This window comes from Xiashengella succiniciproducens, from assembly GCF_023674465.1.
GTDB lineage: Bacteria > Bacteroidota > Bacteroidia > Bacteroidales > Marinilabiliaceae > Geofilum > Geofilum succiniciproducens.
In genome coordinates, this window is record NZ_CP098400.1 from 971,263 (window position 1) to 992,834 (window position 21,572).

At 40.9% G+C, this 21,572-nt stretch carries 20 protein-coding genes and 2 pseudogenes; 14 read left to right on the forward strand and 8 right to left on the reverse strand.

Going from position 1 to position 21,572, the window contains the following annotated elements; translation table 11 throughout:
• Positions 1–188: 188 nt before the first annotated feature.
• From M9189_RS04130 to M9189_RS04155, 6 genes are all read left to right on the forward strand, one after another.
• Complete coding sequence (locus M9189_RS04130; RefSeq protein WP_250724836.1) at positions 189–1,478, forward strand: TolC family protein; 1,290 nt, start codon at positions 189–191, stop codon at positions 1,476–1,478.
• A 6-nt stretch (positions 1,479–1,484) separates the two neighbouring features.
• Complete coding sequence (locus tag M9189_RS04135; protein WP_250724837.1) at positions 1,485–2,531, forward strand: efflux RND transporter periplasmic adaptor subunit; 1,047 nt, start codon at positions 1,485–1,487, stop codon at positions 2,529–2,531.
• A 21-nt stretch (positions 2,532–2,552) separates the two neighbouring features.
• A complete protein-coding gene (locus M9189_RS04140) occupies positions 2,553–5,735 on the forward strand; it encodes an efflux RND transporter permease subunit (protein WP_250724839.1) in 3,183 nt (1,060 codons plus the stop codon).
• Positions 5,736–5,765: 30 nt separating this feature from the next.
• On the forward strand, positions 5,766–6,059 hold the full coding sequence (locus M9189_RS04145) for a PG0541 family transporter-associated protein (protein ID WP_250724841.1): 294 nt from the start codon (positions 5,766–5,768) through the stop codon (positions 6,057–6,059).
• A gap of 642 nt (positions 6,060–6,701) precedes the next feature.
• Positions 6,702–6,989: a cupin domain-containing protein gene (locus M9189_RS04150; RefSeq protein ID WP_250724843.1), complete on the forward strand. Its 288-nt coding sequence runs from the start codon at positions 6,702–6,704 to the stop codon at positions 6,987–6,989.
• Between the two features lie 7 nt (positions 6,990–6,996).
• Positions 6,997–7,929, forward strand: coding sequence for an NAD-dependent epimerase/dehydratase family protein (locus tag M9189_RS04155; protein WP_250724844.1), 933 nt, complete (start codon positions 6,997–6,999; stop codon positions 7,927–7,929).
• 169 nt (positions 7,930–8,098) lie between these two features.
• Here the strand turns inward: M9189_RS04155 and M9189_RS04160 are convergent, their stop codons facing one another.
• Together M9189_RS04160 and M9189_RS04165 are read right to left on the reverse strand one after the other, a co-directional pair.
• Complete coding sequence (locus M9189_RS04160; RefSeq protein ID WP_250724846.1) at positions 8,099–8,716, reverse strand: hypothetical protein; 618 nt, start codon at positions 8,714–8,716, stop codon at positions 8,099–8,101.
• A complete protein-coding gene (locus M9189_RS04165; protein WP_336417731.1) occupies positions 8,703–9,158 on the reverse strand; it encodes an RNA polymerase sigma factor in 456 nt (151 codons plus the stop codon). The genes M9189_RS04160 and M9189_RS04165 overlap by 14 nt, the downstream gene beginning before the upstream one ends.
• Positions 9,159–9,316: 158 nt before the next feature.
• On the opposite strand from M9189_RS04165, the gene istA (M9189_RS04170) reads away from it, so the two are divergent.
• The 4 genes and pseudogenes from istA (M9189_RS04170) (at position 9,317) to istB (M9189_RS04180) (ending at position 11,612) form a co-directional block, all read left to right on the forward strand.
• Complete coding sequence (gene istA / locus M9189_RS04170) at positions 9,317–10,213, forward strand: IS21 family transposase (RefSeq protein WP_250722186.1); 897 nt, start codon at positions 9,317–9,319, stop codon at positions 10,211–10,213.
• A gap of 75 nt (positions 10,214–10,288) precedes the next feature.
• A pseudogene (locus tag M9189_RS12920) lies at positions 10,289–10,480 on the forward strand (Mu transposase domain-containing protein); the annotation flags it as partial.
• Positions 10,481–10,510: 30 nt separating this feature from the next.
• Positions 10,511–10,864, forward strand: a complete 354-nt coding sequence (locus tag M9189_RS04175; RefSeq protein ID WP_250722184.1) for a hypothetical protein — start codon at positions 10,511–10,513, stop codon at positions 10,862–10,864.
• A 10-nt stretch (positions 10,865–10,874) separates the two neighbouring features.
• Positions 10,875–11,612 (forward strand): IS21-like element helper ATPase IstB, encoded by a 738-nt coding sequence (istB, locus tag M9189_RS04180; protein WP_250722182.1) that lies wholly within the window; start codon positions 10,875–10,877, stop codon positions 11,610–11,612.
• Positions 11,613–11,956: 344 nt separating this feature from the next.
• Here the strand turns inward: istB (M9189_RS04180) and tnpA are convergent, their stop codons facing one another.
• The 4 genes from tnpA to M9189_RS04200 form a co-directional block, all read right to left on the reverse strand.
• Positions 11,957–12,223: an IS66 family insertion sequence element accessory protein TnpA gene (gene tnpA / locus M9189_RS04185; RefSeq protein ID WP_250724848.1), complete on the reverse strand. Its 267-nt coding sequence runs from the start codon at positions 12,221–12,223 to the stop codon at positions 11,957–11,959.
• A gap of 141 nt (positions 12,224–12,364) precedes the next feature.
• Entirely contained in the window at positions 12,365–12,826 is a 462-nt protein-coding gene (locus M9189_RS04190; RefSeq protein ID WP_250724849.1) for a hypothetical protein, read from the reverse strand.
• Positions 12,777–14,261, reverse strand: a complete 1,485-nt coding sequence (locus M9189_RS04195; protein ID WP_250724851.1) for a hypothetical protein — start codon at positions 14,259–14,261, stop codon at positions 12,777–12,779. Before M9189_RS04195 ends, M9189_RS04190 begins: the two co-directional genes overlap by 50 nt.
• Before the next feature lie 143 nt (positions 14,262–14,404).
• On the reverse strand, positions 14,405–15,808 hold the full coding sequence (locus M9189_RS04200) for an IS110 family RNA-guided transposase (protein ID WP_250724852.1): 1,404 nt from the start codon (positions 15,806–15,808) through the stop codon (positions 14,405–14,407).
• 187 nt (positions 15,809–15,995) lie between these two features.
• Here M9189_RS04200 and istA (M9189_RS04205) point away from each other — a divergent pair, with 187 nt between their 5' ends.
• The 4 genes and pseudogenes from istA (M9189_RS04205) to istB (M9189_RS04215) all read left to right on the forward strand — a co-directional run bounded on the left by istA (M9189_RS04205) (position 15,996) and on the right by istB (M9189_RS04215) (position 18,291).
• The gene (istA, locus tag M9189_RS04205; protein ID WP_250722186.1) at positions 15,996–16,892 is read left to right on the forward strand and encodes an IS21 family transposase; all 897 of its coding nucleotides are present in this window, start codon (positions 15,996–15,998) and stop codon (positions 16,890–16,892) included.
• Positions 16,893–16,967: 75 nt separating this feature from the next.
• A pseudogene (locus tag M9189_RS12925) lies at positions 16,968–17,159 on the forward strand (Mu transposase domain-containing protein); the annotation flags it as partial.
• Positions 17,160–17,189: 30 nt separating this feature from the next.
• Positions 17,190–17,543, forward strand: coding sequence for a hypothetical protein (locus M9189_RS04210; protein WP_250722184.1), 354 nt, complete (start codon positions 17,190–17,192; stop codon positions 17,541–17,543).
• Between the two features lie 10 nt (positions 17,544–17,553).
• Positions 17,554–18,291 carry an IS21-like element helper ATPase IstB gene (istB, locus tag M9189_RS04215; protein WP_250722182.1) on the forward strand — a complete coding sequence of 246 codons (738 nt, stop codon included), beginning with the start codon at positions 17,554–17,556 and terminating at the stop codon, positions 18,289–18,291.
• A gap of 892 nt (positions 18,292–19,183) precedes the next feature.
• Here istB (M9189_RS04215) and M9189_RS04220 read toward each other — a convergent pair.
• On the reverse strand, positions 19,184–20,377 hold the full coding sequence (locus M9189_RS04220; protein WP_250724854.1) for a saccharopine dehydrogenase family protein: 1,194 nt from the start codon (positions 20,375–20,377) through the stop codon (positions 19,184–19,186).
• Between the two features lie 101 nt (positions 20,378–20,478).
• Positions 20,479–21,528 (reverse strand): endonuclease/exonuclease/phosphatase family protein, encoded by a 1,050-nt coding sequence (locus M9189_RS04225; protein WP_250724856.1) that lies wholly within the window; start codon positions 21,526–21,528, stop codon positions 20,479–20,481.
• Between the last annotated feature and the right edge of the window lie 44 nt (positions 21,529–21,572).

Consider the following 21,572-nt stretch of genomic DNA (forward strand, 5'->3'; position numbering starts at 1 on the left):
TTGTCTATTTGCCTGATTATTCAATATATGCAGTAATTTCTTCAACGTACTTCTTACATTGAAAAAAACGGGCCGTTTATTGAAAACTGACCAGTTTTCCTTGAAAAGTTTTCATGATTGTCGCAAATGTTGAGATATTTGTGCCCTGTTTTTGGTATTATATAGTGTAGAAAATCAAATTAGCAAAGATGCGAAACAAAATTCTGGTATTATTATCATTAGTAGTGTTTGGATTTGGGACGGTTACAGCACAAGAGAAGCTGCAGCTGACACTGAGTCAGGCTCAGGAACTTGCTTTAGCTCACAACCGTGAAGTTCAGAATGCTTCTCTAGACATCAGGATTGCACAAGCCGCTCGTTGGCAGACTATTGCAACCATGCTTCCACAGGTAAGTGCTAGCCTGGACTACAATAGTTTGTTTGGTTACCGAATTGATTTCGGTGGTCAGTCCATTCTTATGGCAAACTCCGGTACATTTACCGGTACGGCTGCCATAGCGTTCAGCGGAGCTCAGGTAGTTGCCGTTCAGATGCAGAATATAGCCGCTGAAATGGCCGATATTACAAAAAAGCAAACAGAGCAGACAGTTCTCAATCAAGTTAAACTCCTTTACTTTTCAGCACTAGTAACAGAGGAAACAGTTTCACTTTTGGAAAAGAATCTTCAGAACCTTGAGAAGATGAAGACCTATACCGAGAGTGCTGTTGTTGTTGGTATTTCAGAACAAACAGATGCTGACAGGATTGCTGTTCAGGTTGCTTCAATGAAGAACGGTGTAAACAGCGCCAGGAGATCACTTGAGATGGTATATAACTCAATTCGACTGGCACTTGGGACTGATGTAAACACAGAAATTGAGTTGGTCCAGGGAGTTGAAGAACTTCTCAGCGTGGATGATGCAGTAGCATTGCTGGACACTGAGTTTATGCTTGGCAATAACTACAATTATCAATTGCTTGAGGTTAGTACTAAGTTGTCGGAAAAGCAGGTTGCCCTCAAGAAATGGGCCTTTGCTCCTTCACTGACTACCTATTATTCATTTACAAAGAAGAAAATCTTTTCAGACGAGTTCTCTTTTGATATGACCCCCCCTAATGCATTGGGAGTAAGTCTGTCAATTCCTATCTTCTCAAGCTGGAGCAGAATGAAGGCAGTGGATGAAGCACGCCTTAACCTTGAGAAGCAAAGGAACACATTCGACGCTACACGCGAGGCTCTGATTATTCAACACAAGCAGTTGGCCTATAATCTGACCTCTAACTTTGAGAACTATGAAACACAGAAGGAAAACCTTGTTGTGGTTCAACGTGTTTTCGATAACGTTACAAAGAAGTATGAACAAGGCATGGCTTCAAGCCTTGATCTGACCTCTTCGGGTACCGAACTTGTTACAGCTCAAAGCACCTATGTACAGGCGTTGCTGAATCTTGTAACAGCTCAAATAGAACTTGAAAATCTGCTCAACAATAGAAAATAATAGCAAATGAAAAATATATTAACAAACAGGACTATGAACAGCTTGTACAAATACATCTTATCGGCAGGTCTTATTGTTGCCATGGCCTCTTGCGGCGGGGAAACTAAGGATGCCTCAGCTGACGAACAACGTGTTGAGAATGTAAAGGTGTTAAAACTCGAGGAAGTCACTATTGAAAGGGATTTCAGCGTGTCCACAACACTTGAAGGGTATGAAAATGTTAGTATTTCACCTTCATTGACAGGAATCATCGAGCATATATATGTAGAAGTTGGTACTCAGGTAAGTCCCGGTACTTTGCTGGTTCGTATGGATCAAACCCAGCTTAACAGTGTAAAGCTGGCATTTTCAAATGCCAGCGTCGAGTTCGACCGTGTATCGGTATTAAATGAGACAGGAGCTGTTTCAAAGCAGGTTTATGACCAAACCAAACTTGCATACGATCAGACCAAAGAAAACCTTGAATTCCTTACTGCTAACACTTTTGTAAAATCACCTATCAGGGGTGTTGTTTCAGCTAGGAACTTCGAACCGGGTGAACTTTATGCCGGTAATCCTCCGATTCTTGAGATCACACAGACTCACATTCTGAAGGCTCTTATCGCTATACCTGAAAGCTATGTTCCTTACATCAAAACAGGGATGAAGCTTGCTATCACTTCAGATATATACAGAGATCAGGAGTTTGAAGGAGTGGTTGAGATTGTATATCCTACAATCGATCCCAATACTCACACATTCAATGTAAAGGTTAGAATCCCCAATGCAGATGGTAAGCTTAAACCTGGTATGTATGTCAAGACTTCTATGAATCTTGAGGCTGTCAATGCCATCATGGTTCCATATCAGGCTGTACTTAAGCTTATAGGTTCAAACGAACGTTATGTTTTCATCAACAGGGATGGCAATGCCAAGAGAACCAATGTTACTCTGGGTAAGCGCATTGATGACATGGTAGAAATTCAATCCAGCGAAATAGCTCCGGGTGACGAGATTGTTGTTACAGGACAGGCACGTCTGGTTGATGGAGTAAAGTTGAACATTGTTGAGTAATCGAAGTGAACGTAGTATAAGATGAGTATATTTAAAACATCTATAAATAAACCGGTTACAACAGCTTTGATCTTTGTAGCCGTAATTATTCTGGGACTTTATTCACTCGTGCTGTTGCCGGTGGATCAGTATCCGGAAATAGAGCCCCCTTACATTTCGGTAATGACATCTTACCCTGGTGCCAATGCCAGTGAGGTTGAGACCAATGTATCGAGACTGCTTGAAAACACTCTTAATTCTGTTGACGGGCTTAAGGAGATTACATCTTCATCTCAGGACAATATGTCAATGGTAGTTCTTGAGCTGGAATGGGGTACCAACATGGATGAAGTAATCAACGATGTAAGGTCGTATATTGACATGGTCAAGGATGCTCTTCCAAGTGGTGCACAGACCCCTTTCATTTTCAAGTTCAGCACCAGCATGATGCCTGTCATGATGTACTCTGTTACCGCTGATCAAAGTTATCCGGGACTTGACAAGCTTCTGAATGACGTTGTAATGCCACAGCTAAACAGGGTTGACGGTATTGGTAACATTTCAATAATTGGTGCTCCCGAGCGTTTCGTCTATGTTGATATTGACCAGGAGAAACTTGATGCCTATGGCATACCGCTTGAATTGGTAGGTAGTGCCATTAGCAGAAACAACCTGAATATGTCTTCGGGTACTGTAAAGATGCCCAAAGATCAATATCAGCTTCAGGTAAGGAGTGAATATATTGAAAGTAAAGAACTAGAGAGTATAGTAGTAACCACAACACCCGAAGGTCGTCAGGTGTTTGTTCGTGATATTGCTTCTGTTCGTGATACTATCAAGGACCTTACACTTGATGAAAAGATCAATGGTCGCGACGGTGTACGTATTATGATTTCCAAGCAGTCAGGAGCAAATACAGTAGAGATCAGTAAGGAGATAAAGAAGGAGATGGAGGATATTGTAAAGATTCTGCCTTCTGATGTTCAGATCTCAATAATTTATGACTCTGCTGACACTATTCAGGATTCAATCGCCAGCCTTGCCGAAACTATCTACCTTGCATTGATATTCGTAGTATTGGTAATTCTGGTCTTCCTTGGGCGTTGGAGGGCTACCATCATCATTGCAGTAACAATACCTATTGCTCTGGTAGTATCCTTTATTTACCTGGCCATAGCCGACAGTTCGCTAAACATCATCTCGCTGTCGTCACTGACGATAGCAATCGGTATGGTTGTGGACGATGCCATCGTGGTACTGGAAAATATAATGAAGTATATCGAGCGTGGATCCAGTCCTCGTGAGGCAGCTATCTATGCTACCAATGAGGTTTGGGTATCAGTCCTTGCTTCAACTCTTGTAATTATCGCAGTATTCTTCCCACTTACCACACTTGGTGGTGTTGCAGGTATCATGTTTAAAGAGCTGGGTTGGATCGTAACTGTGGTAATCGCAACATCACTTGCTGTTGCAGTTTCATTGACACCTATGATGAGTAGCCGCCTTCTGAAAGGTCGCAAACTTAAAGTATTGGATAATGGTGAAGTAACCTTTGAAGAAGAAAAGGATACCTGGTATCAGAGAAATATTGTTGGATTCCTTAATAAGGTTGACCTGTGGTATGCTCAGATATTGAGGAAGGTATTGCAGCATAAGACTGCAACCTTGCTGATAGCAGTGATTTTCTTTGTAGTAAGTTTGATACCTGTTATCGTAGGATGGCTTGGTACTGACTTTATGCAGCAGACTGATATGAACCGTTTGTCAGTGACCGTAGAGTTGCATCGCGGTACACGTGTTGATGAGACACTTAAGACAGCACGTAGGCTGGAGGCCAGGTTCTTCGAACTTGCACCAGAGATTACACAGATTGCTACTACTGCAGGTTCAAATGATGAGGCCAGTATATCTGCTCTGTTCAGCTCATCATCCAACAACAAGATCTCAATGACTATTGTTTGTGTTGACAAGAGGGAACGTGAAAGAAGTGTATTCCAAATTGCCGAAGTTCTTCGTCAGGAAATGGCTACATACCCTGAGATTATTGACTATCAGGCAATAATACAGAGTGGCATGGGTAGTGGTGTTTCTGGAGTTAACGTAGAAATCTACGGTCACGATTTTGATCAGACCAATATATTGGCTGATCAGGTTAGTCGCCTGATCAGGGAGAAAGTACCCGGAGCCCGTGACATTACAATCAGCCGTGACGAGGATCGTGCAGAGCTAAAGATTGACCTTGATAAAGTTAAACTGGCCCGCCATGGTCTTGATGCAGCCACTGTATCATCCTATGTTTACAATCGTGTTACCGGTATGCTATCAGGCTACCTGAAAGAAGACGGAGACGAATACGATATAGTAGTTCGTTTGAAGGAAAAGGACAGAAACTCTATCACAGCAATAGAGAACCTTTCCATACCTCTTCCTGCAGGTGGGACAACTAAGCTTCGTGAGCTTGGTTCGGTATCAGAGTACTATGCACCTCCGACAATCGAGCGTCAAAGCCGTCAACGTATAGTATCTGTTCAGGTTACTCCATTTGAGGTATCACTTGGTGAGCTAGCCAAGGAGATTGAAGCAGTAATGGCTACCGTAGAGGTTCCTCAAGGAATTACGGTTCGCCTTGGTGGTGAGTATGAAGATCTGGAAGAGACATTCTCTGATCTTATCTTGCTTTTCCTTCTGATTGTAATATTGGTTTACATTGTGATGGCATCACAGTTTGAGTCATTCTCCAAGCCATTTATCATTATGATGTCAGTACCTTTTGCGATTTCGGGTGTAATCTTAGCCCTGTTTATAACAGGAATATCGCTCGATATGATTGGTGCACTAGGTGCAATTATGCTTGTGGGTATCGTCGTTAAGAACGGTATTGTACTTGTGGACTTTACCAACCTGATGCGTGACCGTGGCTATGAACTGAACGAAGCAATTGCCCTTTCAGGAGCATCCCGTCTTCGTCCGGTATTGATGACAGCATGTACCACAATTTTGGGTATGTTGCCAATGGCATTGAGCGTTGGTGCTGGTTCTGAAATGTGGCGTCCTATGGGTGTCGTAATCATCGGTGGTCTTACAGTATCAACTGTAGTAACCCTTATAGTAGTACCAGTATTATACGGTATCTTCTCAAGACATGGAGAACGCGACAAGGCCCAGAAGGTAAGGAAGGAATATGTATTCGTTAACTTCCAGGTTGGAGATGACTACAAGAGATAATTGATTAACCGGAGAAATACACATATCAATATGAAGTCAGTTTTTATAGTATTCAATCAGTCCAACACCGAGCGTGTGGAATACATACTCGACTACCTGAACATCAAGGGTTTTACATTCTTTGAGCAGGTTCAGGGCCGTGGTAGTGATACCGGTGAACCGAGGCGTGGTAACCACACCTGGCCAGAGTTGAACTCAGCCATTATCACTGTGGTGGAGGACGACAAGGTTGACGAATTACTCAAGACAGTACACAAGCTCGACCTGAGAAACAAAGAAATCGGTATCAGAGCTTTTGTATGGGATATCGTCAAGTATTACTAGAATATAATCGGAGTTAGTAAATAGTGAGAGCCGACCGCGAGGTCGGCTCTCTTTTTTTACTAGTCACATTACTTTAAGTGTACAGGCTAAAAGGCTGTTGCAAAACAGAATAACAACATTGAAAATATGTTAACAATAAATTGCAGATATTAAAGATTATTGCAATAATTGCACGGATAGTTACTTCGACACCTTCCTTGACCTCTCTTGTATTGTGGCAAAGGATGACGAGGTCGTGCCAGATCTGTAGTATGGGGGTATACTGCTTCCTCTGATAAATCCCCCAGAATCAAGGATGTGTCTGCATCAGATAAGAGATGTAGAGTAGAGTTGAAAGGTCAGGTTGCTACTTCTGAAAAAAAATGACGACTATAGGCTGTATTTCCCAATTTTTCAGGTGAACGTTAATACATATTGCGCTTTAGAAAGTTTGACAGATATGGAAAGTTTGTTTCCTGATACTATGCCTCATAAAATTAGAGTAAATTTGAGACTGAGTTGAAAAGTTGCAATTATCGTCGAATAAGTAAAATTGTGAGAAGATGAAGAGGGTAGAAGTGATCTCAGAGAATAAGAACTATACAGCAGTGAATGTTGGTAGTTGGCATGAAATCAGCGGACATGGACTAATTCATCCAAAATTTGGAACTGAGATTAAGGGGAAAGTATTTTCATATCCACAACAAAGACGAGGAAACATACATAGTAATAAAAGGATCTGGTTATTTTCAGGTCGATGACGATTGCTTTCCAATTAAGGAAGGTAGTGTAATCAGAGTTGCTCCGGCAGGAGTCAGAGGTTTATGCAATTCCTCAGACGAGGAAATGGTATATATGTGCATTCAGTCAAAAGAAAATTCACTTGAAGAGTTTAGCTCTGAGGATGGACAAAGGGTGTCTGCAACACCGAAATGGAATCTGAATAGATAAGTAACATATGAAACAAGTCATTTTAGGTGCAAATGGGTCCGTTGGACGGGCATTGGCAAAGGAGTTGGCAGAATACTCTACCGATATTACTTTGGTCAGCAGAAACCCTCAGAAGGTAAATCAGACAGACCAACTTGCACCGCTTGACCTAAGCCTCAAAGCCAACGTTGAGAAAGCTGTTGAGGGAGCTGATATAGTTTATGTTACGATAGGTTTTCCATACAAAACTTCAGTTTGGAAGGAAAACTGGCTGCCTTTCATGACTAATGTCGTGGAGAGTTGTATCAGGCATAATGCCAAACTAGTATTTTTTGATAATGTCTATGCCATAGGCGGGGATAACGTAAAGCACATTACGGAGCTTTCTCCCTTTAGTCCTACCAGCCAAAAAGGTGTAATCAGAGAGAAAGTCGACCAACTTATACTTAAGAGTATTGACGGTGGAAAACTAAAAGCTATTATAGCTCGTGCTCCCGACTTCTTTGGTGGCATATCATCTGAGTCAAGCATAATTATGCAGACTGTCTGCGACAGATTACGTCAGGGCAAGCCTGCCCAATGGTTTTGCAGCGTCGATAAGCTTCATAGCTACGGATATGTTCCCGATCTTGCCAAGGGAACAGCAATACTGGGGAATACCGAAAGTGCCTATAACCAGATATGGAATTTGCCGACAGATACACAAACCCTGACCGGCAGGCAGTGGATTGAACTATTTGCAAAGGTATTGGGATGTGAACCCAGATTCTCAGTTATACCCAACTGGCAAATAAGGGCTGCAGGCCTATTTATCCCCATTATGAAGGAATTGGCTGAAATGAATTATCAGTACGACAGGGACTATTTCTTTGATAGTACAAAATTCAATACCTATTTCAGCTTCCAACCTACCACTAATGAGCAGGCAGTAAAGCAGACAGTGGAACAGCTAAACGGGTGAAAGGCTGTGGCTTTATTGTTAATAAGGAAAACAGGGGAAGGCATGAATTTCCCCAGGCCACGGCGGGTTACAAAAATCACTTAGAGGGAACTATTTGACGTTATCGTTTTCCTGTAATGACTATCATTGAGTTTAAGTTGTACTATGGTTTAAAATGTTTATTTACTTATCACTGCACAGACGTCAGGCGTCTGTGCAGGTCTTTTAAAAACATCAGGTTTTTTAGCTGATATCTTCGCAGCTTGTTTATTCCATAAAAGGAGACGAGGCTACCAATAGTAGTACCAAAGATTAAGCCGTATACTGATTCTTCGGTGTTCAATACTTCAATCATGGTTTTCTGCGCGTACAACACATGTATAGACAATCCAATTGTAATATTCATCAATGGAACTAATAGATACCAGATATAGCTATTTTTACCTGTTAGCTTATTTGATATTAGGTTTATCCTATTCCCTAGCCATTCACTTAATGGTTGATTGTATTTGTTGTTGTGCAACAGATCCCAGTACCTCAAGCCAGATACAAGTGATACTATTGTAATCAGCCCAATAACTGCGTTATTGATCAAGTAAATTAAATCACCTTTTCTACTATAGGTAGCGACTGCCAAAAAGACCAGAAGACCGATACACGTAAGCAGTGAAATGCCTAATAGAACCAGAAACTTATTGATAGTATGCCTTGTTTTTGAGGTCAGAAGCAAGTTCAATTCTTGTTCGGATTTATGCTTTAAGTTAGTATCAACAAATCTCCATATTTTTTGAAGTTCATAATCTTCCATAACTGTTCTTTTTAAAGTGTTGTTTCAATGATTGCTTAGCTCTGTTAATTCTCACGCCGACATTTGATTTGGAGATGCCTATTATCTCAGCGATTTCGTCATATTGCTTCTCTTCCAGGTAGAGCAACATAATTGACCTGTCGAGTGCATCGAGATTATAAATGGCTTCGAGCAACAATTTCAGCGATTCATTAGTGCTTATCTCATCGATGAAATGGTCTTTGTCTGGCATTTCAGGAATTGTTGTTCTGTATTCAATACGCGAAACCTTTTTGAGCCTTGCGATTGACGTATTGATAGACACGGCATAAATCCATGATCCGATGCTATCACGTTTTTTTAGACTCGGGTATGATTTCCAAAGCTGATATATGATTTCCTGAAAATTATCCTCTCTATCAACCGTATTCTTATAGTAAACCAGGTTTACCTTGTGAATAATTCCCTGATAGTTAGTGGGTAAAACGGTTCAAAATGTGCCACTCATTTCGGTTCGAATTGTGCCATTTTGGAGAGCCGCTTAAGGCTCACGATTACGGTTTGATTTGTGCCAGTTTGAGAGATCAAGTTTAATTTTCTATATCGCCATAAAAAAGCGATATGGCACACATTCTTGATCTAATGGAACTAAAGCAAATTTTAAGGTTGCACATGGATGGCTTAAGTAATCGTCGTATATCTGATACTCTTGGCATTCATCGCAACACTATTAACAGTTATGTAAGTCAGTTTAAGGCTAGTAAGCATGGCATAGAAGAACTCCTAAAGCTATCGGATTATGAACTTGCCCAGTTGTTCCCGGGCCACACCACCATAAAGAATCCTCGCTTTGATGAACTGATGCAGTTCTTCACCAATATGCATGCAGAACCAAATCATCCTGGATTTACGCTACTACATCATTACTCTGAATATAAGTCGTCAGCTAAAGAGCCATACAGTTACACTCAATTTGTCGAGCACTACCGAAGGAAGTACTCTAAAGAGAAGGGCTCGATGAAACTTCCCCATAAGCCCGGTCATGAACTCTACATTGACTTCGCCGGCAAGAAGCTTAAAATAGTTGATAAGCATACCGGGGAAATCCAGGCAGTAGAGGTGTTTGTGGCTATTTTGCCCTGCAGTCAGTACACTTACGTTGAGGCCTGTCCCGACCAAACCATGGAATCCTTAATAAAGTGCACTGCCAATGCCTTGTCATACTTTGGGGGCGTACCCCAGGCCATTGTATCATATAATCTAAAGTCAGCAGTTACTAAAGCCAGTAAATACGAGCCTCGTATCAATCGCTCATTTTTAGATTTTGCGAGTCATTACAACAGCGTAGTAAATCCGGCTCGTGGATATGCCCCGCAGGATAAAGCATTGGTGGAAAATGCCGTAAACTTATCCTACCGGCGAATTTATTCCCCCATACGCAACATGACCTTCTTTTCTCTGGATGACCTCAATAAAGAGATCCAAAAACACCTTGTAGGCTATAATAACATGTTGTAGCAACGACGCTCCTGCAGTAGACGTGAGCTCTTCCAAACATTAGAGCGGCAGCACCTTAAGCCGCTTCCTCCAACGCGATATGAAATAAAAGGATATCGCCGGGCTAAGGTCCAAAAAACTGGATATGTTTATTTCTCTCCGGACAACAATTACTACAGCGTTCCCTATCGTTATATCGGTAAAAGCACTCAAATCCACTATACCGGCTCGAGTGTTGAGGTCTTTTACAATCAACAGCGTATTGCTTCCCACCAAAGAAACCCTTCTCCAGGCGAGTACAACACCGATAAAAGCCACTTGAGTAGCACACACAAAGCCTATCTTGAGTGGAGCCCTGAATTTTTTAAGAACAAGGCACTAAAGCATGGAGTTAACGTCCATGATTTTGTATCCAGTTTGTTTGATAATCAATCTTATCCCGAAGTTATTTACAAGAGAGCCATGGGCGTAATCCAATTGCATCGGATCTATGGTACCGAAAGACTCAACAACGCTTGTAAATTGGCTCTTGATGTCGGCATACACTCCTATGGACGACTTAAAAACATCCTTAAGAATAAACGGGACGTTTTTGTTGAGGAGCCGGATAATCAAAGAGCATCCCATATACCCACTCATAGCAACTTAAGAGGGGCAACTAACTATAAATAAACCAATAAACATGAACAACAATCAAACAGTAGAAAAACTTCGCCATATGCGAATCAATGCTATGGCAGACCTGCATTTACAGCACGTCAAGAATAATCAGTTAGGCACTTTGACTGCGGATGAATACCTGGCCTTACTTACCGATCATGAATGGGAAGAGCGTCAGAATAAGAAAATCAACAGACTTATTAAACATGCCGGGTTCAGACAAAAAGCCACACTCGCAGACATCGATTACAGTGCCACCAGAACGCTTGATAAAAACATGTTCCAACGGCTGGCCACACTTGATTTTATCAAGAGAAACGAGAACGTTATAATAACCGGGTTAACAGGGGTTGGAAAGAGCTTCCTTGCTCAGGCTATTGGCCATCAAGCCTGCATGATGGAATACAAGGTTCTTTACTCAATTACGTCCAGATTATTTAAGCGCCTTAAATTATCAAGGATGGATGGAACATATATGAATGACATTAATAAATTAGCCAAAACGGATGTCCTTATACTAGATGATTTTGGGCTACAAGCTTTTGACAAGCAGGACCGTGAGTCGCTTATGGATATAATAGAAGACAGACACAGTAAGAAAACAACTATTGTGGCTTCACAGATACCAGTCTCGGTTTGGTACGACATTATTGGAGAAGGAACGATTGCAGATGCAATACTCGACCGACTGGTAAACGCCTCTCATCGAATCGACCTAAATGGACCCTCATTAAGAAAGGGGATTTTAGCAAGCGAATAGCATTTTTTTTGTACTATTGCACCATCTCTCAGACTGGCACATTTTTACCGAAATGCCTGGCACAAATAACACCGAAATACTCAGTAGCAAGCGATAGACTCTCAATACTCGCTTGCGGTTCCATCTATAGCCTTCTTGGCGTATTCGACCATAATATTCATCAAAGCCACGCGTTGGAAGTTTCTCTGACAGTTCTTCCAACTTGTTGATGACTTCAACATCGTTTCGTTTGCTTTCATAATACCACATGGAGCGATGCAATCCAATCAATCGGCACGCCCTGCCGATGCCGATCAAGTATGTGGAATGCAAGTATTCGGCTCGCTCTTTTTTCTCGCAGGGCTTTAAAACTTTTTTCCAAGCAAATCCTTTAGCATCAAGTTATCTAAACTCTGATCTGCATACATCTGCTTGAGTTTACGGTTTTCTTCCTCCAGTTCTTTTAAACGTTTTAACTGAGAGGCTTCCATACCAGAATACTTCTTGCGCCAATTATAAAATGTAGCCTTGGCAATGCCATGCTCGCGACATATCGTTTGAGCATCAATACCACTTTCATACTCCTTTATAATTTTTACAATTTGGCTTTCTGTGAGTCTTGTTTTTTTCATAACTCTGTTTTGACTGCTTAAAATTAATAATTTGTCTAATTTTAAACTGTCCGATTTTCAGGGAAGGCTACACCTCTTTACCCCCCCCCAATGTTTTATACATGGTGTTGTGTTCTGTAATTCTTATTCAGAGAAAACAAATCATCTTAAAATGAAAGTATATTTGACTGAATAATCACCTGTTTTTTCAAATGTATAGCTCTTTTCTATATAGATTTCATCATCTTCATCAAAAGACACTGGTTCTCTATAATATTTTAATACTTTCTCTGAATCAAAAGTAATCAGAACTGAGTCTCCGAGCAGATTGTTTTGTTTCAATATCCCTGTTGGCATTTCTTTAATTTTGCTATTAGTTGGCAAATTTAAATTAAAAGAAATACTTGCATTAGGTGAAATTTCAAAATTCTTTATTGTGTTATTGATGATTTTGTCCTCAATTAATATATCGCCCATTAAAACAAAATCAATATTTCCACTTGAATTATTTGAATAAACAAACTCTGCTGAAAATTCTGAATCAACTTCTTTTTTACAACTATTTAAAATCAGGTTAAAACCTATCAAAAATATTATCCAATTGACTTTTATTAGAGTTTTCATATTTGCTTTTTATATTGTTTTTCCATTCGTCCATTGTACTAGCACTAATAAGAGCATCTTCTAATTGTCGCAGAGAATACCCTAAAGGTAATAAAGAATGTACTATTGCAGTATAGTCTCCATGATAAGATGGCCTATACGTTGATGAAATAAACCTAGTAGTAAATTCTCTTTGCACCCCTCTTGCCCAACTTTCTTTAAGCTTCGTCTCAGCATTTATAAAATCACTAATTCGATTTGAGCCTTTTGCGTTAACAATTTTTTGCCAATGGGCACAATGTGCTAACTCATGAATCGTCGTGGCATAAATAGCTGTGGTAGATGCGTCACTGTTTTGACCTTTGTAAATCCTAATATGTGGAAACGTGAACCAATTTCTCCATTTAGCAAAGTCAGCAGCTTTATCTTCGCCAAGCTTATCATAATATCCAATTTTTAATTCCGAGCGAAACCACTTTTTTTCAAATGGTATCTGAGTGTTAAATGGATTTCGATAAAAATAATCATAGGCAGCTTGATGAATAAAAGCATAACGTAAAGATGCTCCCCCAGTAATATCAAGATTCCAATCCCCCCTTTGTTTAGGGCCATTATAATATGCTTGCCCCCATGTCCCACTTCGAATACTCCAATAATTTCTCTCCCATTTAACACTATAGTTAGCATCACGCCTAAATTGCCCATCACATGAAAACCGCCCTTCGGTGTTTGTATAGCCCCTATGAGTTGTAAACCATCTTCTGGCTTTTACCTTGCAACCAACGATTGCTCTCCCATTAGCTGTGATTCTACCTGCTGGTCTCCATTTGCTTGCTTTAAGCACACCCCCCGAAATATTCGTTTCATCAAGATTTCCTGTTATTTCTAGTGCTTTATCTTCAAGCATATCCCAAAACGGAATATTCACAGTTGCACTTTTTAGATTACTATCCTCGTCCTTTTCCTCAATTAAAAAAAGTTCAGATAGAATTTCGTGCGTTATTGTTGGAAAATTGTAATCAGGTGCGACTACTGTATATTGCCAAGTTATCACCGTGTCAGGTAAGGTTGGGTCATGATAACAAATCCCAGGGGAAACAATCTCATAATCTAAAGGATAATCATAAAAATGCAATAAAGTGTCTTGTTTTAACAAATTAAGTTCTTCTTCATTTTTTGGAAGAAATCGAACATATAAATGCGTAGTTTCGATTTCAAAATCATCATCTATAAAAGAAGATTTCAAAGCATTGCTTGATTTCAATTCAGCAAGAGCTTTTCTCATATTCTCGACAGAGTAAGGGTTCTCAAGCTGTTTTCCCAAAATTGTATTGTCATTTAGAACATCAATACTTTCGAAATCGTCAATTTGAACAATATCCAAATTGTCCTCTTTTTGACAACTTACAAGAAATGAAGTTGCCATAACTAGCAAGGTTAGTTTTAAAATTTTCACTTTAATAATATTTTAAATTTTGCCTACTCAATTTTATATAGTGAATTTTCAGCATATTCCACTTTGGGGTTAGGTTGCTAGCCTTTATGTAGCAATTTTTTATTTTTTTTATTCTGACTAACGTAAAATTTTGTCATTGAAAATCAGGTAATTGAAAATCCAAGATCTTCAGGGTTTAGTCCAAATTTATCTATTTGTTTTTTGATTCTTTTGGTTAATCCGAGCTTTCTTTTTTGGTCAAGAAAGAGATACCCTTCAGGGTTGATGTATTGGGTGTTATTGACCACCATATTCCAAATAATGACTGCTAGTTTCCGGGCAGTAGCACTGATGGCAGAAGTTCTGCCTTTTCTGAAGTTAACCCGATGAAAGAAATCCCTCAATGGGGTAGAGTCCTTCAGATTACCAATGGCATTTGCTGCATTTCTCAATGCTATTTTCAATCGATTGCTGCCTTTTGGCACTTTGCTTGAGAGCACCTTTCCGCCGCTAATCTTGTTGTTTGGAGCCAATCTAAGCCAGCTGGCAAAATGTTTGGCTGAAGGGAATCGTTTAATACCTTCCAGTCCAACTTCACTGATAAGAGCTAAAACAGTGCCATAACTCATTCCTTCTATAGCAAGCAGATCGATTCCTTCAAGGAGTTGATATGCCTTCAGGTTTAAATCGATATTTTTAGGCGTGTTTTTGTTGATGCGCTTATATGATTTAGGATCTATACAGTGCTGCTTCTTATTGTCATCATTTTCTATGATTTGATTCAGGAGCTGTTCAATTTCGATGTCGCATTGGGAGATCTTTAATTGTAGATGGTCGTATGTCTCAAGCTCTTGTTTAAGGGCAAACAGGTAATCTTGTCGTCCATTGGATTGAAGAGCTCGGGCGATTTCATCTTCAGAACGTCTGCAGTTGAAATGTCGAAGCTCTGCCAGTTTGCGGGGATTTGTTTCACCTTGGCAAATGCTTCGGATGATTTTTAGACCAGTAAGTCCGCAAATATCTTTTACAACAACATCTAATCTTAAATTTAGAAGCCGAAGGTACTTTTGCATTTTCTTTGAGGTTGATGCTACCATGTGAAGTAAATTCGCCCTGTGTCTACAATAGGTACGAAGTTGCTCGGTTTGAACATCTGGTAAAAAACTGCTGCTCAATAAACCCAAGGAATGAAGTCTTTGAATCCATTGACAATCTTTGATGTCGGTCTTTTTTCCTTTGATGTTTTTAGTAAATTTTCCATTGCAGAGGATTACTTCAAATCCCTGGGCCATGAGCACTGCATAAAGGTTTTGCCAGTATGTGCCTGTACTCTCCATGGCAATTGTCCGGATTTGGTTTTCAGTTAACCATTGGGCTAAATCATAAAGATCTTCATTAAAAACTCCAAATTCTCGAACATCTTTATCTTCCTGACCAATGGCAACCCAATGTGACCGACTCCCAATATCAATACCAGCAGCCTTTGGGTTGATGATTTTCATCGAAATAGAATCATTCTGGGTAAAACGGTTCAAAATGTGCCACTCATTTCGGCCAAAATGTGCCACGAACCAAGGCCAGATTTTGAAAAAATCGCAACAGTAATGCCCCTTTCTGTTTCGGTTCGAACTGTGCCAATTATTTCGGTTCGAATTGTGCCATTTTGGAGAGCCGCTTAAGGCTCACGATTACGGTTTGATTTGTGCCAGTTTGAGAGATCAAGTTTAATTTTCTATATCGCCATAAAAAAGCGATATGGCACACATTCTTGATCTAATGGAACTAAAGCAAATTTTAAGGTTGCACATGGATGGCTTAAGTAATCGTCGTATATCTGATACTCTTGGCATTCATCGCAACACTATTAACAGTTATGTAAGTCAGTTTAAGGCTAGTAAGCATGGCATAGAAGAACTCCTAAAGCTATCGGATTATGAACTTGCCCAGTTGTTCCCGGGCCACACCACCATAAAGAATCCTCGCTTTGATGAACTGATGCAGTTCTTCACCAATATGCATGCAGAACCAAATCATCCTGGATTTACGCTACTACATCATTACTCTGAATATAAGTCGTCAGCTAAAGAGCCATACAGTTACACTCAATTTGTCGAGCACTACCGAAGGAAGTACTCTAAAGAGAAGGGCTCGATGAAACTTCCCCATAAGCCCGGTCATGAACTCTACATTGACTTCGCCGGCAAGAAGCTTAAAATAGTTGATAAGCATACCGGGGAAATCCAGGCAGTAGAGGTGTTTGTGGCTATTTTGCCCTGCAGTCAGTACACTTACGTTGAGGCCTGTCCCGACCAAACCATGGAATCCTTAATAAAGTGCACTGCCAATGCCTTGTCATACTTTGGGGGCGTACCCCAGGCCATTGTATCATATAATCTAAAGTCAGCAGTTACTAAAGCCAGTAAATACGAGCCTCGTATCAATCGCTCATTTTTAGATTTTGCGAGTCATTACAACAGCGTAGTAAATCCGGCTCGTGGATATGCCCCGCAGGATAAAGCATTGGTGGAAAATGCCGTAAACTTATCCTACCGGCGAATTTATTCCCCCATACGCAACATGACCTTCTTTTCTCTGGATGACCTCAATAAAGAGATCCAAAAACACCTTGTAGGCTATAATAACATGTTGTAGCAACGACGCTCCTGCAGTAGACGTGAGCTCTTCCAAACATTAGAGCGGCAGCACCTTAAGCCGCTTCCTCCAACGCGATATGAAATAAAAGGATATCGCCGGGCTAAGGTCCAAAAAACTGGATATGTTTATTTCTCTCCGGACAACAATTACTACAGCGTTCCCTATCGTTATATCGGTAAAAGCACTCAAATCCACTATACCGGCTCGAGTGTTGAGGTCTTTTACAATCAACAGCGTATTGCTTCCCACCAAAGAAACCCTTCTCCAGGCGAGTACAACACCGATAAAAGCCACTTGAGTAGCACACACAAAGCCTATCTTGAGTGGAGCCCTGAATTTTTTAAGAACAAGGCACTAAAGCATGGAGTTAACGTCCATGATTTTGTATCCAGTTTGTTTGATAATCAATCTTATCCCGAAGTTATTTACAAGAGAGCCATGGGCGTAATCCAATTGCATCGGATCTATGGTACCGAAAGACTCAACAACGCTTGTAAATTGGCTCTTGATGTCGGCATACACTCCTATGGACGACTTAAAAACATCCTTAAGAATAAACGGGACGTTTTTGTTGAGGAGCCGGATAATCAAAGAGCATCCCATATACCCACTCATAGCAACTTAAGAGGGGCAACTAACTATAAATAAACCAATAAACATGAACAACAATCAAACAGTAGAAAAACTTCGCCATATGCGAATCAATGCTATGGCAGACCTGCATTTACAGCACGTCAAGAATAATCAGTTAGGCACTTTGACTGCGGATGAATACCTGGCCTTACTTACCGATCATGAATGGGAAGAGCGTCAGAATAAGAAAATCAACAGACTTATTAAACATGCCGGGTTCAGACAAAAAGCCACACTCGCAGACATCGATTACAGTGCCACCAGAACGCTTGATAAAAACATGTTCCAACGGCTGGCCACACTTGATTTTATCAAGAGAAACGAGAACGTTATAATAACCGGGTTAACAGGGGTTGGAAAGAGCTTCCTTGCTCAGGCTATTGGCCATCAAGCCTGCATGATGGAATACAAGGTTCTTTACTCAATTACGTCCAGATTATTTAAGCGCCTTAAATTATCAAGGATGGATGGAACATATATGAATGACATTAATAAATTAGCCAAAACGGATGTCCTTATACTAGATGATTTTGGGCTACAAGCTTTTGACAAGCAGGACCGTGAGTCGCTTATGGATATAATAGAAGACAGACACAGTAAGAAAACAACTATTGTGGCTTCACAGATACCAGTCTCGGTTTGGTACGACATTATTGGAGAAGGAACGATTGCAGATGCAATACTCGACCGACTGGTAAACGCCTCTCATCGAATCGACCTAAATGGACCCTCATTAAGAAAGGGGATTTTAGCAAGCGAATAGCATTTTTTTTGTACTATTGCACCATCTCTCAGACTGGCACATTTTGACCGAAATGCCTGGCACAAATAACACCGAAATACTCAGTTAGAGAGAATTTCAAGGAACTCTTCCTTTTGTGACTTCATTTATTTCTGTTTCCTATAAAGTATCCGTTGAGCAGAATTTATTACAAAAAGAATGGAAAATACACAAATCCTGTACAAGAGAAGTATCTTTATGCATCATAAGAACGTTACTGCACATAGTAATACTCCATAAGCTATTTTCTGATTTGTCAATTGGTCAAACTTTGTATTAGTAATAAAAGCCTTAAGCGCTTTTATTGAAATAGAGTATTAGTTTTGGAGTAAATCAATACCTAAATTTATGAAGCTAAAGAATTATCTGTTAATACTGACAACCTTGTGTATCGCTTTTTACTCCTGCAAAGTAGAAGAGGAGGAGCCAGAACCGGAGAAAACCCTGACTTTACTTCCATTCCGAGATGACCTGCTTAGGTTCTGGCATCATGATTCAGACCCCCAAGGGTAATTTTAGATGCAGTGGATTCACATTTTCTTCAGATGATGGTGAAGACACTTTTGTCGATTATTTATGCGAAGGTGTAGGATGGGTTCAAAGGCTCCATTACAAAGGAGATCATTTGTATAGAAAACGCATCCTGAAGGATTATCGCGTAAAGAAATAAAAAACCTCTCATCAACCAATTTACAGGGCTCATACTTCACCAAGGTTTTGCATTCAAATGATTCATTTATTTGGTAGCAATCTGCTGTGGGGCAAATCTTTTTCGTGTAGTACAGTTAAAAGTCCATTCATAATTGTCCACTTCAAAACAAAACCCCGGCATCGAACTTCGAGCCGGGGTTTTTTATATTACTCAGTGTCTTAATTACAATTCCAGATCCACATTGTGGAGCTCGTTCCAGGGCAGACCGTGTTTGTTAAGTTCAGCCATAAACGGATCGGGATCGAACTCTTCTACGTTGAATACACCGGGCTTCTTCCAAAGTCCTTTCAAGTACATCATCGCACCTATCATACAGGGGACTCCGGTAGTGTAGCTTACTGCCTGTGTGCCGGTTTCCTGATAAGCCACCTCGTGGCTGCAGTTGTTGTAAATGTAGTAGGTCTTTTCCTTACCGTCTTTCACACCCTTGATGCGGCAGCCGATAGAGGTCCATCCCTTGTAGTTTTCTCCCAGATCGCCGGGGTTGGGCAATACTGCCTTAAGGAACTGGATAGGCACTATCTCTACTCCATTGTAAACAATTGGATCTATCCTTGCCATACCAATATTTTGAATTACCCTAAGGTGTGTCAGATATTCCTGACCAAAGGTCATCCAGAATCTTGCCCTCTTGATTGTCGGGAAATTCTTGACTATTGACTCAAGCTCTTCGTGATAGATAAGGTATGATTCCTTAGGACCAATCTCAGGATAGTTCAACGTTTTATGTATCTCATGTGGCTCAGTATAGACCCACTTACCGTTTTCCCAGTACTTACCCTTCTGTGTTACTTCGCGGATATTGATTTCAGGGTTGAAATTAGTTGCAAAGGGCTTACCATGATCGCCTGCGTTGCAGTCAACAATGTCGAGATAGTGAATCTCGTCGAAATGGTGCTTCGCTGCATAAGCAGTATAGATATTGGTAACTCCGGGGTCAAATCCGCAGCCCAGGATTGCAGTGAGCCCTGCTTCTTTGAACTTGTCCTGATATGCCCACTGCCATTTGTATTCAAACTTGGCTTCGTCCTTTGGCTCATAGTTGGCTGTGTCAAGGTAAGCTACTCCAGTCTCAAGACAGGCATCCATTATAGTCAAATCCTGATAGGGGAGGGCTACATTGACTACTAAGTCAGGTTTGAAACTTCTTATCAGTTCTACCAGTTCAGATACGTTATCAGCATCAACCTGTGCGGTCTTAATCCGGTTGCCACCAATCTGGGCGGCAATGGCGTCGCACTTGCTCTTGGTGCGACTGGCCAGCATTATGTCACTGAATACTTCAGGCAAACCCGCCATCTTATGCACAACTACGGTGCCTACACCTCCAGCGCCAATAACTAATACTTTACCCATTTCCAATTTTTAGTTTATCTATTTGGTTTGTTTAATTTGAAGCCGCAAAGAAAATGAAATTTGCGGAACTTACTAAAAATAATTGTTTTGAAGCTACTTTCCTAGTTCTTCCTGAATATTACAAACACAGGCAGGTGGTCGCTAAAACCGCCATGATAATTGTTTCCTACATAGGTACGCCATGTGTAACCCTTGTAATCTCCGCTTTGCTGCAACAAAAATTCTCGTTTGAATACAGCTGCTGTGTGGTAATACACGCTGCCTTCTCCCTTGTTGAGGAAGGCAGGACTGAGTATGATCTGGTCAAATAGGTTCCACTGTCCATTGTAAGGCAAGCTGCCCTGACCGCTCTCAAACATGCCGGCCATAGGGTTGAAGAGTTCGCCCTCAGCTGGGTTTGGAGTCTTTACGGCTCTCAGGATGTCAACGATGCTCTCGTCGGTGGGGTCGTCGTTGAAGTCACCCATCACCATAATCCTGGCTTCGGGATCTTCCTGTAACAGTGAGTCGACAATCCATCTGGTAAGTTGTGCTGCTTTTTCCCTGAATGGGGAGTTATTGCCTGCATCCGAACTCCTGCGTGCTGGCCAGTGGTTGACAATCACATGCACTTTGTCACCAAGCAGCAATCCCTTCACTACAAGCTGGTCGCGGGTAGCAAATTTTTGTCCGCTCTGTGGGTCAGTCAGCTCAAGGCTGTATTTGTGACTATCAATAAGTTCGAATTCCCCAGGCCTGTATAGCAATGCTACATCGATACCTCTGGCATCGGGTGAGTCGTAATGAACGATACCATAGTTGAATTCTTTCAGAACATCTGAGTTGACAAGGTTTTCCAGTACGCCTCTGTTTTCAACCTCACACAAGCCAATCATCGCAGGTGCCCTGTACTCGCTTGCTATACGCGAAATCACCAGACCAATATTCCTAATCTTGTTCTCATACTTGTCCTGAGACCACTTCTTCGCACTGTTTGGCAAGAACTCCTCGTCATTGATCGCGGGGTCATCTACTGTATCAAAGAGGTTCTCGACGTTGTAGGAAACTACCAGGGCTTCCCTGCCACCATACTTCTCATCTTCTCCCGGGCAAGAGGTCAGGGATACCAGCAAAAATGCCAACAAAATGTTGAGCAATAGTTTAAAATTCATCTTCAGATAGTTTTTTATAACGTATTTAAGTCTGTTAATGCCAG